A 14219-nucleotide genomic window follows, 5' to 3' on the forward strand; every position below is an offset into this window, starting at 1 on the left:
CTCTTTATGAATACCCCCATGAATATCAAGACTGCGCTGAATCGCGTGGTCAATCAGCTGGACCTGACCACTGACGAAATGCGCGATGTCATGCGTGAAATCATGACCGGGCAATGCACCGAGGCGCAGATCGGTGCGTTTCTGATGGGCATGCGCATGAAGAGCGAAACCATCGACGAGATCGTCGGTGCGGTGTCGGTCATGCGCGAGCTGGCCGATCAGGTTCAGTTGCAGTCGCTTGACTGCGTGGTCGATATCGTCGGCACCGGCGGCGACGGTGCCAACATCTTCAACGTTTCTACGGCATCCGCATTCGTGATTGCGGCAGCGGGTTGCACAGTCGCCAAGCATGGCAACCGTGCTGTTTCGGGCAAGAGCGGCAGTGCCGATCTACTGGAAGCCGCAGGTGTTTATCTGAACCTGACGCCGGTTCAAGTCGCGCGTTGCATCGACAGCGTCGGCATCGGCTTCATGTTCGCTCAGTCGCATCACAGCGCAATGAAGCACGCCGCAGGCCCGCGTCGTGACCTGAGCCTGCGCACCCTGTTCAATATGCTCGGCCCGCTTACGAATCCGGCCGGCGTACGCCATCAGGTCGTCGGCGTATTCAATCAGGCGCTGTGCCGTCCTCTGGCCGAAGTGCTGCTGCGTCTGGGCAGCAAGCACGTGCTGGTGGTGCACTCGCAGGACGGGCTGGACGAATTCAGTCTGGCCGCACCGACCTTCGTCGCGGAACTCAAGAATGGCGAAGTGACCGAATACTGGGTGCAGCCTGAAGACTTGGGCATCAAGAGCCAGAGCCTGTATGGCCTGGCGGTGGAAAGCCCGGCGGCCTCGCTTGAGCTGATCCGAGATGCTCTGGGTCGTCGCAAGACCGAGAACGGTCAGAAAGCAGCTGAAATGATTGTGCTCAATGCTGGGGCTGCGCTTTATGCTGCGGACCACGCCACGAGCCTCAAGGAAGGCGTAGCACTGGCGCATGACGCGCTGCACACCGGCCTTGCCCGGGAAAAACTGGAAGAGTTGGGCGCCTTTACGGCAGTGTTCAAGCAGGAGAACGAAGAATGAGCGTACCAACCGTACTGGAAAAGATCCTTGCCCGTAAGGCCGAGGAAATCGCCGCCCGCCGCGCTGTCGTAAGCCTGGCTGAGCTTGAACAACAAGCTGCCGCAGCCGATCCTGCGCGTGGCTTCGCCAGCGCGCTGATGGAGCAGGCCAGGAAAAAGCAGCCTGCAGTCATTGCCGAAATCAAGAAGGCCTCGCCCAGCAAAGGCGTGATCCGGGAAAACTTTCTGCCTGCCGAGATCGCCAAAAGCTACCAGGCCGGTGGTGCAACTTGCCTGTCAGTGCTGACCGACATCGACTTCTTTCAGGGGTCGGATGCGTACCTTCGGGAAGCCCGGGCGGCGTGCAACCTGCCAGTGATCCGCAAGGATTTCATGATCGATCCTTACCAGATCGTCGAAGCCCGTGCACTGGGCGCGGACTGTGTCCTGCTGATCGTGTCGGCACTGGACGATGTGCAGATGGCCGAGCTGGCAGCCGTTGCCAAAGGCGTCGGTCTGGACGTACTGGTTGAAGTGCATGACGGTGACGAGCTGGATCGCGCACTCAAGACGCTGGACACCCCGCTGGTCGGTATCAACAACCGTAACCTGCATACGTTCAATGTGAGCCTGGAAACGACGCTGGACTTGCTGCCGCGTGTTCCTCGCGACCGTCTGGTCATCACTGAGAGCGGCATTCTCAACCGTGCCGACGTCGAATTGATGGAAATCAGCGATGTGTATGCATTTCTGGTCGGCGAGGCATTTATGCGTGCGGAACACCCGGGTACTGAACTGCAGCGACTGTTCTTCCCCGAGCGTGGCGTACCGGTGAGCGGCTCGACACTCGACTGATCGCTTCACACGCAGCAGGAGCCAGATGGCGTATGTCAGACTCGATCATCGACATCTGTGTCGAAAAAGGATTGCAGGCCGAGCAGGATCTTCTGGCTGCTGTGTGTGCAGGCGAGGCTGAACATGGGGTGCTGTTCTGGCGCCCCAACGATCACGCACTGGTCATGCCGCGGCGGTTGAGTCGGCTTCCCGGCTTCGTCGAAGCGAGTGAAACCCTGGCGGATAACGGATGGCCAATCCTGTTGCGGGAAACCGGCGGCGAGCCGGTACCGCAGTCATCTGCCACCGTTAACATAGCGCTGGTCTACGCACAGCCTTCGACTGACCTTGATCGGGACCGTATCGAAACGGCTTACCGCCGCCTGTGCCAGCCCATTCTCGATACGCTGAATGAGCTTGGCGGTCAGGCCTCGCTGGGTGAAGTCGCTGGCGCGTTTTGCGACGGTCGTTTCAACGTCAACCTTGACGGCCGCAAGATGGTTGGCACGGCCCAGCGCTGGCGTCAGAGTCAGGGCGGCGCGCGGCCTGTTGTATTGGCTCACGCCGCCTTGTTGGTGGATGATGAACGGGTGCAGATGGTCGCAGCCGTCAATCGCTTCAACCTGATATGCGAGCTCGATGCACGTGTCCGGGCCGAAAGCCATATCGCATTACATGAAGCGTTTCCCGAGGCGGATATGTCGAGGCTGCTGGCGGCCTATCGGCAATTGCTGGCAGATATCTGACCCGATTGCACGTCAGCGTGTGCCGTACACCACCATGGTCTTGCCTTTGACATCGATCAGGCTCTGTTCTTCGAGCGCCTTGAGCACTCGTCCCACCATTTCCCGTGAACAGCCCACAATGCGACCGATCTCCTGACGGGTAATCTTGATCTGCATGCCGTCCGGGTGCGTCATCGCATCCGGTTGTTTGCAGAGATCCAGCAGGGTGCGAGCGACACGCCCGGTCACATCCAGAAACGCGAGATCACCCACCTTGCGTGTCGTGGCGCGCAGACGATCCGCCATCTGGCTGCTCAGCGCGTAGAGAATCTCCGGCTCCTGCTGCGTCAGTTCGCGAAACTTGCCGTAGGCAATCTCGGCCACTTCACATTCGGTCTTCGCTCTTACCCAAGCGCTGCGCACGGACGCCTGACCCGCCTGTTCGAAAAGGCCGAGTTCGCCGAAGAAGTCGCCGCTGTTGAGGTAGGCGATGATCATCTCGCGCCCGTCGTCGTCTTCTATCAGAATCGTGACCGATCCCTTGATGATGAGAAACAGCGAATCGGAGCCATCACCGGCATTGATGATGTTGCTTTTTGCGGCGTAGCGACGGCGTTGTGCGTGAGGAAGAAGCTTTTCCAGATTCTTTGTTTTAGATGCAAGTGTGAGTGCGGCCATGCGTGACTTCCGAAATAAGGACCTGCGCCAAATGGCATACCTGTAGGTATCGGCTGCACCTGCATTCTCGCCAGCTTTTCGACGAGCGGCAGGCCTATTTTGCGAATATTCCTACACGTTAGCGGCAAAACGCGTTTTTCATCAGTTGATCAAGGTAATAGGTGGCCCTGTGCTAAGCTGGCGCCCCTTTTTCAGCAGTGGAGTCTTGGCGATGAAGGCACGCATTCAATGGGCTGGCGAAGCCATGTTCCTCGGCGAATCCGGCAGCGGTCACGTAGTGGTCATGGATGGCCCGCCCGAAAGTGGCGGTCGCAACCTGGGCGTTCGCCCCATGGAAATGGTCCTGATAGGTCTGGGCGGTTGCAGCAATTACGATGTGGTGAGCATCCTCAGGAAATCCCGCCAACCGGTCGAGAGCTGTGAAGCTTTCCTTGAGGCAGAGCGGGCAGACGAAGATCCGAAAGTCTTCACCAAAATCCATCTGCACTTTGTCGTCAAGGGTCGCGGGCTTAAAGAGGCCCAGGTCAAACGGGCTATCGAGCTGTCCGCAGAAAAGTATTGCTCTGCCTCGATCATGCTTGGCAATGCGGGTGTGAAGATTACCCACGATTATGAAATTGTCGAACTGGCCTGACCTTCAGACATCCAACGATCATAAAAACGGCGCACACTCTGGCAGACGGCTTCGGACGTCTGCATAATGCGCCACTTTTTCAGGGCGCAGCGTGCATTGGTTATCTGCTGTTGCGCCCGAACAGACAACCAAAATCGCCAACGCGAAGAGGTGTTAACCGTCCTACGCAGCTGAGCCGGACTCATCTGACGGGCATGCTTGATCACGCGGCCGGCGCCGCACACATATAGAGAGTTTTTAACGGTGAAAAGCAAACTCAAGCTCCACGGGTTCAATAACCTGACCAAGACCTTGAGCTTCAACATTTATGACATCTGCTATGCGGAAACACCGCAAGACCAGCAGGCTTATGTCGAATACATCAACAGTGTGTATGACGCAGAGCGCCTGACGCGGATTCTGACCGATGTTGTCGATATCATTGGTGCCAACATCCTGAACATTGCGCGTCAGGATTACGATCCTCAGGGTGCCAGTGTGACCATTCTGATCTCCGAGCAGCCGGTGACGCCTACCGAAAGCCAGATCGAAGAGTCGCCAGGTCCTTTGCCGGAAACCATTCTGGCCCACCTGGACAAGAGCCACATCACAGTTCACACCTACCCGGAGATTCACCCGGTAGACGGCATCGCCACGTTCCGCGTGGACATCGATGTGTCGACCTGTGGCGTCATTTCACCGCTCAAGGCCCTGAACTATCTGATTCACAAGTTCGAGTCGGATATCGTGACCGTCGATTATCGCGTGCGCGGTTTTACCCGTGACGTGGAAGGCAAGAAGCACTTCATTGACCACGAAATCAACTCGATCCAGAACTATCTGTCCGAAGACACGCGCAACGGTTACCAGATGACCGACGTGAACGTGTATCAGGAAAACCTGTTCCACACCAAAATGCTGCTCAAACAGTTCGAACTGGATAACTACCTGTTCGGCGACGCGACCAGCAACCTGTCCACCGAGCAGCGTGAGCAGGTGACCGCGAAGGTCAAGCACGAGATGCTGGAAATCTTCTACGGTCGTAACGTAGCGGTCTGAGTACAGACTCGGATCGGCCAGCAGCCGTGACCAAAAAAGGCGCCTCTCAAGGGCGCCTTTTTTGTGCGTGACGCCTTGTCAGATGCGATACGTGCTCTTGGTCATGACCTTGGCCAGGATGCTCATACCGAACTTGATCGGTGCCGGAAAGCGAAAACCTCCCGCTTCCAGTGCCGACTCCGCGTGATGTTCCTCGTCGCTGAGCATCTGCTCGAGAATTGCCCGGGACTTGTTGTCCTCCACGGGCAGTTGTTCCAGATGTTCGCTGAGGTGCTTACAGACCTGATCTTCAGTCGCGGCAACAAAACCCAGACTCACCCTGTCGCTGATGATGCCAGCCGCTGCACCCATTCCGAATGACAGACCGTAGAATAGCGGATTGAGCACGCTGGTGTGGCTGCCCAGCTGATGGATGCGTTGTTCACACCAGACAAGATGGTCGATTTCTTCTTCGGCTGCGTGCTCCATGGCCTTGCGCACCTTGGGCAGCTTGGCGGTCAGCGCCTGACCCTGATACAGCGCCTGGGCACAGACTTCACCTGTATGGTTGATGCGCATCAGACCCGCGACATGGCGCGAATCGACATCGCTCATCTTGTGATCAGTCTGCACGACCGCAGGTGACGGCCGCCGGGAGTGGCCGCTTGACGGTAGCAGCGTGCGCATCGCACTGTCGGCCTGCAATAACAGGCGGTCAATGGGGGAGTAGTGACGTTCGGTAGCCATGGGCACCTCCGGATAGATCCTGAGAAGGAGTTTAACCGAATCAGCGGAGCAGGGTACCGCCTTGCCAGCTTCTCGGTGCCGGAAGCTGGAAGGGTGCATCGGGCCGCAAAGCTGACTCAGCCCGGCGGCCAGTTCATCTGGCGCTGTCCCAGCACGTGCATATGAATGTGATAGACGGTCTGTCCACCCAGCTCGTTGCAGTTCATGACCACACGAAATCCTTCTTCGCAGCCCAGCTCTACTGCCAGACGCTGCGCCGTGAACAGGATATGTCCGGCCAGACCTTTGTCTTCTTCGGTCAGGTCGTTGAGCGTGCGGATCGGCTTCTTGGGAATGACCAGAAAATGCACAGGGGCCTGAGGGGCGATATCGTGAAAAGCCAGCACCTGATCATCTTCGTAGATGATCTTCGCCGGGATTTCCCGATTGATGATCTTGGTGAACAAAGTATCCACAGCCGTATGCTCCTTATCGGTTGATGGTGCGTGCGGGTATCAGAGCGATCGAGTGTACTGAGCGAGACAGTGCTCGCCCAGCCATTTTGTCGATCAGCGCGGGCAGCAGGATTTGTTGATGTAGCCGCTGACCTGCCTGGCCACCCAGCGTGAAACCAGGCGTGGACTGAACGTCCAGAGCCTGTTGCGCCAGCCCGGTATGATAACGGCTCGGTTCTTTGCCAGGGCGCGCACGGTATACAGCGCAACTTCTTCGGGGCTCATCATCTTCTCGATGTCGACCTTGAGCTGAGCGGTGCGGAAAAAAGCCGTCCGGGTCGGACCGGGGCACAGCACGGACACCTTGACCCCGGTTTTCTTCACTTCTTCGCGCAAGCCTTCGGAAAAGTGCAGGACATAAGCCTTGCTCGCGTAATAAGTGCTCATCCATGGGCCGGGCTGGAATGCAGCCACCGACGCGACATTGAGTATCTGTCCGCCACCCTGAATCGCCATCAGATTGCCGACGGTGTGGCACAGACGTGTCAGCGCCAGAATGTTCAGGTCGATCAGGTCCTGTTCGACGCCCCAGTCCTGCGCCAGGAAGGGGCCGCAGGTACCGATGCCTGCTGCGTTGACCAGCAGGTCGATCTGATGCGCGCCGTCTTCCAGTTCAAGCAGAAACCCCGAAAGCCGCAGAGGCTCGCCCAGGTCGCATGCGCGAAACAGCACTTCCACGCCAAATCGCTGCGTCAGTTCCAGAGCGATGGTTTCCAGATGATCTCGCTGGCGAGCAACCAGAATGAGGCTGCGACCACGGCGCGCCAGTGCTTCGGCCATGGCCAGGCCTATGCCGCTGGATGCACCGGTGATCAGGGCGTAACGGGTCATGCAGTTCTCCATTGAACGTAATGCGGTCGGCAGTCTACCGGGCCATGCGCATTTTATTGCGGGTCGTTGTCTTCTTCCGGCGCATTTTCGGTCTCGGCCTGGTTGGGCTGGGCGCTTTCACGTTGCGCGGCATCGTCATAAGGCAAGGACTGCTCGTACTCGTCGGTCTGCACCTCGAGTTCTTCCTTGAGTGTGTTCATGCCTCCAGAAATGACGCTGATGAGGATGACGGGAATCAGCAGCAGCCACAGCCCGGCCAGAGCCTTGACGCCGCGTGAGTTGGGCGGCTGCGGTGCCCCATACTGATTGGGTCCTTTGGTGCCGGGCATGACGGTCATCAGTATGGGGAAAACACTGCTCACAAAGGGCACGAGATTCAGAAGCAAAAGCCAGCCTGACCAGCCGATGTCGTGCAGTCGCTGAACGCCCATCAGTGAGCTGATGACCACGAATGCCATCGCGATGATCGCGATCAGCAGCCCGCCTGCGATCAGCGACTGACTCATGACCATGATGGCAATGGAGAGCAGAGCCAGACTTACGGCGCTCAGCACCAGTGTCCACGCCAGGTAGCGCAGACGCCCAATGCGTCCGGCGATGCTGAATACCTTGAGCGTGGAGTGCTCAGCGAACTCGGCAGGGCCCACATGTGATTTAGGTGGCGCGTAGGGAGAGGCCGGTGCGGGCAGGTCTTTCTCGTTGACGGTGAGGGTGATCGCCGGATCCGGTTCGATCCGCGCCTCGACGCCGGCGTCGTGCAGCGCTTTTATATAATGCTCGGCCTCGGCGTGGGGCAAGCCCCGCTTGAGCGCGACCGTCTGACCGTTGAACAGCTTCTCGACAGCCGCAGTTTCGCTGTTGAACAGTCGCGCCAGATTGGCTTTCGCGATCTCGGGCTCTACGCCATCACGCACCTGTCCTTCAAAAACGATCTTGAAGTGGGTTTCGGCCATATAGAGCTTCCTTGTCTTGAAGTGAGAGCGAGCCAGGCGCATCTGCAAAGGGCACAGCGCCTGTCATCTGAATGACGTCCGGGTGAGCGTCATCCAGTCATGTATCAGAACGGTTTGACGATCACCAGAATCACGATGGCCAGGAGAATCAGTACCGGGATTTCATTGAACCAGCGGTAAAACACATGGCTGCGACCATTCTCGCCCCGGGCGAAACGTTTGACTTGCGCGCCGCACACATGGTGGTAACCGATCAGCAACACCACCAGCGTAAGCTTGACGTGCATCCAGCCCTGGCTGAAGTAACCGCTCGGATTGAAGCTGATCAGCCAGCCGCCGAAGATCAGGGTCGCGATCATTGCCGGGCCCATGATGCCTCTGTACAGCTTGCGTTCCATGATGCAGAAACGGTCGCGGCTGATGGTGTCTTCGCTCATGGAGTGATAAACGAACAGTCGTGGCAGGTAGAAGAGACCTGCAAACCAGCAGACCATCGAGATGATGTGCAGCGCTTTGATCCATAGATAGAGCATTTTTGGTTATTCCCAGGTTCACGGTGGCCGAATAGTAGAGGCTAGAGTGTCCATACGTCACGTTGTCGGTTGTCGCAGAGGCCATAGGCCCATATTATCGACCGCTTTCCAGTTGTTTCGTTGAGGGCAGGTTATGGTCAAGGTCGGTATCGTCGGCGGCACGGGTTACACCGGAGTCGAGTTGCTGCGTCTGTTGGCACAGCATCCGCAGGCTGAAGTGGTGGTGATTACTTCCCGCTCGGAGGCCGGTCTTCCCGTCGCGGACATGTACCCGAACCTGCGAGGCCATTACGACGGTCTGGCATTCAGCGTTCCTGATGTTCAAACACTGGGCGCCTGTGACGTGGTGTTTTTCGCAACACCTCATGGCGTGGCTCACGCACTTGCTGGTGAGTTGCTGGCGGCCGGCACCAAGGTGATCGACCTGTCCGCGGACTTCCGCCTGCAGGACCCCGTCGAGTGGTCGAAGTGGTACGGCCAGCCTCACGGCGCACCTGAATTGTTGCAGGATGCGGTCTATGGCCTGCCGGAAGTCAATCGCGAGCAAATCAAAAATGCGCGCTTGATTGCGGTTCCTGGCTGCTACCCGACAGCAACCCAGTTGGGCTTCCTGCCATTGCTGGAAGCAGGCATCGCCGACAACACCCGTCTGATCGCTGACTGCAAGTCTGGTGTCAGTGGTGCAGGGCGCGGCCTGAGCATCGGCTCGCTGTACTCGGAAGCCAACGAAAGCTTCAAGGCGTATGCCGTCAAAGGTCACCGTCACCTGCCCGAAATCACTCAGGGCCTGCGTCGTGCGGCTGGCGGTGATATCGGTCTGACCTTCGTTCCGCATCTGGTGCCGATGATCCGCGGTATCCACTCCACGCTTTACGCGACAGTCACTGACACGTCGGTCGATCTGCAGGCGATGTTCGAGAAACGCTACGCCGATGAACCGTTTGTGGATGTGATGCCAGCAGGCAGCCATCCGGAAACTCGCAGCGTTCGCGGTGCAAACGTCTGCCGGATTGCTGTGCATCGTCCGCAGGGCGGTGATCTGGTTGTCGTGCTCTCCGTCATCGACAATCTGGTCAAAGGCGCTTCAGGTCAGGCAGTTCAAAACATGAACATCCTGTTTGGTCTGGACGAACGGCTGGGTCTGTCTCATGCCGGTATGATGCCTTAAGAGTCTGTATCAAGCGGCAAGCGAGGTTCTGCTTCACTTGCCGCTGCTCTGCAAATAGTTGACCAATTTTCTAGGACAAGCGGATAATGCCCGTCATTACGCATTACGACGGCTTATCGCCGGGAGATATCTGACATGAGTGTCGAATCCTTCACTCCGACGGCTTTGGAATTCACCCCAGGTGCAGCGCACAAGGTGAAGTCTCTGGTCGATGAAGAGGGCAATGATCGCCTTAAACTACGTGTCTTCGTGACGGGTGGCGGTTGCTCCGGCTTCCAGTATGGTTTCACATTTGATGAAGACGTTGCAGACGACGACACCATCGTCGAACGCGAGGGCGTCAGTCTGGTGGTCGATCCGATGAGCTTCCAGTATTTGGCGGGTGCCGAGGTGGACTACCAGGAAGGACTGGAGGGCTCGCGCTTCGTGATCAAGAACCCGAATGCTTCCACGACCTGTGGTTGCGGTTCATCGTTCTCTATCTGATCGCACGCTGCAGTTACAAAAACGCCGCTCATTGAGCGGCGTTTTTTGTTCTGGCCTTTGCATCAGGCAGGGTAGATAGCGCCCAGCACTCGCAGGCCCCTGGCACCGGTCACCGTGGGACGGTTGGCCGGTACGCTTTCCAGGCAGCAATGCGCCAGCCAGGCAAACGCCATCGCTTCAACCCAGTCTGGGTCGACACCGAATTTTGCTGTGCTGCTGACACGAGTGTCGGGTAACAGCTCGGCCAGTCGATTCATCAACGCAGTGTTGTGAGCGCCGCCGCCGCAGACTAGCAGTTCCATCGTGCTCGACTGAGCCGACTGTAGCGATTCGGTAATGGTCAGCGCGGTCAGCTCAAGCAGTGTCGCCTGAACGTTTTCCGGTGCCAGGGTCGGCAACTGGAACAGGTGATGATGCAACCAGCCAAGGTTGAACACCTCACGGCCGGTACTCTTCGGGCCCTTGGTCAGGAAGAACTGGTCGCTCAGCAGCGTTTTCAATAGTGCCGGGTCGACCTGGCCACTGGCGGCCCAGGCACCGTCCTTGTCAAAGCTCAGATTGCGCTGCGACTGAATCCAGGCATCGAGCAAGACGTTGCCGGGGCCGCAATCGAAACCCGTCACCGGGCGATCGGACTCGATCAGGCTCAGGTTACTGAACCCGCCGATATTGAGCACTGCACGGTGTTCCTTGTTGTCGTCGAACAGCGCTTCGTGGAAGGCTGGCACCAAGGGCGCGCCCTGGCCTCCGGCTGCGATGTCACGACGGCGGAAATCGCTGACTACCGTGATTTCGGTCAGCTCGGCCAGCAACGCAGGGTTGCCGATCTGAATGCTGAAGCCGCGTGCTGGCTCGTGGCGAATGGTCTGACCATGGCTGCCGATCGCGCGGATCTGGCCGGCGACCATGTTCTGTTCTTCCAGCAGTTGCAAAACACCTTTGGCAACGAGGTGGCACCATTTCTGCTCGGCAATTGCCGCGCGTGTCAGTTCATCCGTACCGCTTGAGCAAAGTCCCAGCAATTCCGCATGCAAGTCTTCCGGCATCGGAATGTAGTGGGTTGCCAGAAGTCTTGGTCGGTCGTCTTGCTCCAATAGGGCGATATCAATCCCATCGAGGCTGCTGCCGGACATCACACCTATATAGAAGAAGGCCATGGATTACCTTTTATTCGAGGCCAGCGTGGTGGCCTTTTCCTGATCCATGCGCGCCATCAACGGTTGGCTTTGCTGCATGAACCGCTGTTTTTCGGATTTGGCGATCGGATCCGCCATCGGAAGTTTCTGGCCCAGTGGGTCGACGTGTACGCCGTTGACCTGGAATTCATAGTGCAAATGCGGGCCTGTCGACAAGCCGGTTGTTCCAATATAGCCGATCACCTGACCTTGCTTCACCGATGAGCCGGTTTGTACGCCTTTGGCGAAGCCCTGCATATGGCCATACAGCGTGCGGTAGGTATCGCCGTGCTGGATGATCACGGTGTTGCCGTAGCCGCCACGACGACCTGCGAGAAGGACTTTGCCATCGCCGGTTGCCTTGATGGGCGTGCCACGCGGCGCAGCGTAATCGACACCTTTATGGGCGCGGATCTTGTTGAGGATAGGATGCTTGCGGCCCATGGAGAACATCGAGCTGATGCGGGCGAAGTCCACCGGCGTACGGATGAACGCCTTGCGCATGCTGTTGCCGTCGGCGGTGTAGTAATTGGTGTTGCCCTGCTTGTTGGTATAACGAACCGCTGTATAGGTCTTGCCGCGGTTGGTAAAGCGGGCGGAGAGGATATTGCCGGTGCCGACAGGCTTGCCGTTGACCACTTTCTGCTCGTAGACCACGTCGAACTCGTCACCCTTGCGGATGTCCTGCGCGAAGTCGATGTCGTAGCCGAAGATGTTGGCCATGTCCATCGTCATACTGTGAGTCAGCCCGGCCCGCTGTGCGGATTGCGACAGCGAGCTGTTGATGACGCCATGGACGTACGCGTTACGAACATTGGGCTTGCTGACTTCGCGGCTGAAAGTGAAACCGCCCGCCGATTTGGACAGACTGATGGTTTCGAGTTCGCTGAGCCTGGTGTGCAGATTCTTGAGCTGGCCGTCCGGCGTGAGCTCGAACTGCAGGATCTGACCGTTCTGCAGCTTGCTGAACTCCTTGGACTGCTTGTCGCTGGCCAGTACCTCATGGACGGTAGTTGCCGGAAGCCCCACCTTTTCGAACAGGGTGGACAGTGTATCGCCCTTGGCGACGACTACTTCCCGATGATTCGGATTCTTGGCCGCTTCCGGTGCCGGTTTGGCTGGCTCGGGCTGCTTGCTGGCGGTCTCGGAGGTCTGTTCTTCGCCGTTGTCGATCTGAGCGAAGGGCGATTCGGCATTTTCAGGTGTGGCTTGAGCGGCTTCCGGAGCGTCTTGGTCTTGTGCGTTCGGATCTGCAGGCATTTCCAGATCGAGTGCCAGATTGGTTCGTTTGGCTTCAACTTCGCTGGATGGGAAAACGAGGAGAGCCAGGCTCAGCAGGGCGGCAATGCCGCTTGCAGCGAGCAGGTGACTCTTCGGATAAAGCGGGGGCGCTTTAGGCGGTGTGTCTATCATAGGTAATTTTGACTTTGAAAAAGGTGAAATGGAAAAGATGAATGACATGATGAAGATGAAATAACTGTATAAAATATAACCAAAACCTGCCCGAAGCAACCCTCCCCACGAATCCCTTCTGGAATCGTAGGTGTGTGCTGGGCAAAAACTTGTAATTGGGCTCTGATCTTGTATGGTTGGTTCCCTTTAAATTGGGGGCTGATATGAAGTCGGTTGAAGAGCAGCTGGCGCTGATCAAGCGCGGCGCGGATGAACTCCTGGTCGAGGCCGAACTGGTCGCCAAACTCAAGCGCGGCCAGCCGCTACGTATCAAGGCCGGATTCGATCCGACGGCGCCCGACCTGCACCTGGGTCATACCGTCCTTATAAACAAGCTGCGTCAGTTCCAGGAACTGGGCCATCAGGTCATCTTCCTTATAGGTGACTTCACCGGCATGATCGGTGATCCGAGCGGCAAGAGCGCCACTCGCCCGCCACTGACCCGTGAGCAGGTTCTGGACTACGCCGAGACCTACAAGGCTCAGGTGTTCAAGATTCTCGATCCTGCCAAGACCGAGGTGGCGTTCAACTCCACCTGGATGGACGCGCTCAGTCCTGCCGACTTCATTCGTCTGTCTTCGCAGTACACGGTCGCTCGCATGCTTGAGCGTGATGATTTCGACAAGCGCTATAAAGGCAGTCAGCCGATTGCGATTCACGAATTCCTCTATCCGCTGGTTCAGGGCTACGACTCGGTGGCGTTGCGCGCCGATATCGAACTGGGCGGTACTGACCAGAAATTCAATCTGCTGATGGGGCGCGAGCTGCAGCGTGCTTACGGGCAGGAGCCACAGTGCATCCTGACCATGCCGTTGCTCGAGGGGCTGGACGGCGTCAAGAAGATGTCCAAGTCGCTGGGTAATTATGTCGGTATCCAGGAAGCACCAGGCATCATGTACAACAAGCTGGTATCGATGCCTGACTCTTTGATGTGGCGCTACTTCGAGTTGTTGAGCTTCCGCAGCATGGAGGAGATCGAGGGTCTCAAGGCTGATTGTGAGGCGGGTGCCAATCCTCGCGACATCAAGATCAAGCTGGCGGAAGAGTTGGTTGCGCGTTTTCACGGTGAAGAAGCTGCAGCCAATGCGCACCGCTCTGCGGGCAACCGTATGAAGGAAGGCGAGCTGCCTGACGATCTGCCGGAGATATCGGTAAGCGCTGCTGAGGATATGCCGATCTCGGCCATCCTTAATAAGGCTGGCCTGGTAAAGAACGCAGCTGTTGCTCGTGATCTGCTGGCTTCCGGTGGTGTGCGTATAGATGGAGAGGTCGTGGATCGCGGCTTTATCTTCAAGCTGGGTTCGACGCATATCTGCCAGGCCGGCAAGAAGGCTTTCGGGCGCGTTACTCTGGTTTCTGAAGAAAGTTCAAAATAACGGTTGACGCGCTCGTTGAGGTGTCTATAATTCGCCCCACTTCCGGCGCAGACGGAAACGAAAAAGCCTT

Annotated in this window: 16 protein-coding genes; 8 read left to right on the forward strand and 8 right to left on the reverse strand. The window is 57.6% G+C overall.

What is annotated here, in order from left to right; all coding sequences use genetic code 11:
* Positions 1–18: 18 nt before the first annotated feature.
* Genes trpD through JTJ32_RS12445 form a run of 3 tightly spaced genes read left to right on the forward strand, consistent with a single transcriptional unit; the run spans position 19 to position 2626 of the window.
* Positions 19–1068 (forward strand): anthranilate phosphoribosyltransferase, encoded by a 1050-nt coding sequence (gene trpD / locus JTJ32_RS12435; protein ID WP_210042220.1) that lies wholly within the window; start codon positions 19–21, stop codon positions 1066–1068.
* Positions 1065–1901, forward strand: a complete 837-nt coding sequence (gene trpC, locus JTJ32_RS12440; RefSeq protein WP_210042189.1) for an indole-3-glycerol phosphate synthase TrpC — start codon at positions 1065–1067, stop codon at positions 1899–1901. Before trpD ends, trpC begins: the two co-directional genes overlap by 4 nt.
* 32 nt (positions 1902–1933) lie before the next feature.
* On the forward strand, positions 1934–2626 hold the full coding sequence (locus JTJ32_RS12445) for a lipoate--protein ligase family protein (RefSeq protein WP_210042190.1): 693 nt from the start codon (positions 1934–1936) through the stop codon (positions 2624–2626).
* 12 nt (positions 2627–2638) lie between these two features.
* Here JTJ32_RS12445 and crp read toward each other — a convergent pair whose 3' ends face one another.
* Positions 2639–3283 carry a cAMP-activated global transcriptional regulator CRP gene (gene crp, locus JTJ32_RS12450; RefSeq protein WP_210042191.1) on the reverse strand — a complete coding sequence of 215 codons (645 nt, stop codon included), beginning with the start codon at positions 3281–3283 and terminating at the stop codon, positions 2639–2641.
* 211 nt (positions 3284–3494) lie between these two features.
* Between crp and JTJ32_RS12455 the strand changes: the two genes are divergently transcribed.
* On the forward strand, positions 3495–3917 hold the full coding sequence (locus JTJ32_RS12455; protein WP_099228548.1) for an OsmC family protein: 423 nt from the start codon (positions 3495–3497) through the stop codon (positions 3915–3917).
* Between the two features lie 243 nt (positions 3918–4160).
* On the forward strand, positions 4161–4955 hold the full coding sequence (gene speD, locus JTJ32_RS12460) for an adenosylmethionine decarboxylase (RefSeq protein WP_210042193.1): 795 nt from the start codon (positions 4161–4163) through the stop codon (positions 4953–4955).
* Between the two features lie 78 nt (positions 4956–5033).
* On the opposite strand, the gene coq7 is transcribed toward speD, so the two are convergent.
* The 5 genes from coq7 to hemJ all read right to left on the reverse strand — a co-directional run bounded on the left by coq7 (position 5034) and on the right by hemJ (position 8492).
* A complete protein-coding gene (gene coq7 / locus JTJ32_RS12465; RefSeq protein ID WP_099228547.1) occupies positions 5034–5681 on the reverse strand; it encodes a 2-polyprenyl-3-methyl-6-methoxy-1,4-benzoquinone monooxygenase in 648 nt (215 codons plus the stop codon).
* Between the two features lie 116 nt (positions 5682–5797).
* Positions 5798–6136, reverse strand: a complete 339-nt coding sequence (locus JTJ32_RS12470) for a histidine triad nucleotide-binding protein (RefSeq protein WP_099228546.1) — start codon at positions 6134–6136, stop codon at positions 5798–5800.
* A 93-nt stretch (positions 6137–6229) separates the two neighbouring features.
* Complete coding sequence (locus JTJ32_RS12475; RefSeq protein ID WP_210042195.1) at positions 6230–7006, reverse strand: SDR family NAD(P)-dependent oxidoreductase; 777 nt, start codon at positions 7004–7006, stop codon at positions 6230–6232.
* A 53-nt stretch (positions 7007–7059) separates the two neighbouring features.
* Entirely contained in the window at positions 7060–7959 is a 900-nt protein-coding gene (locus JTJ32_RS12480; protein WP_210042197.1) for a DUF805 domain-containing protein, read from the reverse strand.
* 104 nt (positions 7960–8063) lie between these two features.
* Positions 8064–8492 carry a protoporphyrinogen oxidase HemJ gene (gene hemJ / locus JTJ32_RS12485; protein WP_025995992.1) on the reverse strand — a complete coding sequence of 143 codons (429 nt, stop codon included), beginning with the start codon at positions 8490–8492 and terminating at the stop codon, positions 8064–8066.
* Positions 8493–8625: 133 nt separating this feature from the next.
* On the opposite strand from hemJ, the gene argC reads away from it, so the two are divergent.
* A complete protein-coding gene (gene argC, locus JTJ32_RS12490) occupies positions 8626–9660 on the forward strand; it encodes an N-acetyl-gamma-glutamyl-phosphate reductase (protein ID WP_184322160.1) in 1035 nt (344 codons plus the stop codon).
* Between the two features lie 135 nt (positions 9661–9795).
* Positions 9796–10146 (forward strand): iron-sulfur cluster insertion protein ErpA, encoded by a 351-nt coding sequence (gene erpA, locus JTJ32_RS12495; protein ID WP_004885454.1) that lies wholly within the window; start codon positions 9796–9798, stop codon positions 10144–10146.
* A gap of 62 nt (positions 10147–10208) precedes the next feature.
* On the opposite strand, the gene JTJ32_RS12500 is transcribed toward erpA, so the two are convergent.
* Together JTJ32_RS12500 and JTJ32_RS12505 are read right to left on the reverse strand one after the other, a co-directional pair.
* The gene (locus JTJ32_RS12500; RefSeq protein WP_099228542.1) at positions 10209–11303 is read right to left on the reverse strand and encodes an anhydro-N-acetylmuramic acid kinase; all 1095 of its coding nucleotides are present in this window, start codon (positions 11301–11303) and stop codon (positions 10209–10211) included.
* 3 nt (positions 11304–11306) lie between these two features.
* Entirely contained in the window at positions 11307–12734 is a 1428-nt protein-coding gene (locus tag JTJ32_RS12505) for a peptidoglycan DD-metalloendopeptidase family protein (RefSeq protein WP_184322158.1), read from the reverse strand.
* Positions 12735–12937: 203 nt separating this feature from the next.
* On the opposite strand from JTJ32_RS12505, the gene tyrS reads away from it, so the two are divergent.
* Positions 12938–14149, forward strand: a complete 1212-nt coding sequence (gene tyrS, locus JTJ32_RS12510) for a tyrosine--tRNA ligase (RefSeq protein WP_210042198.1) — start codon at positions 12938–12940, stop codon at positions 14147–14149.
* Positions 14150–14219 lie beyond the last annotated feature (70 nt).

The organism is Pseudomonas alliivorans (assembly GCF_017826695.1).
Classification (GTDB): domain Bacteria; phylum Pseudomonadota; class Gammaproteobacteria; order Pseudomonadales; family Pseudomonadaceae; genus Aquipseudomonas; species Aquipseudomonas alliivorans.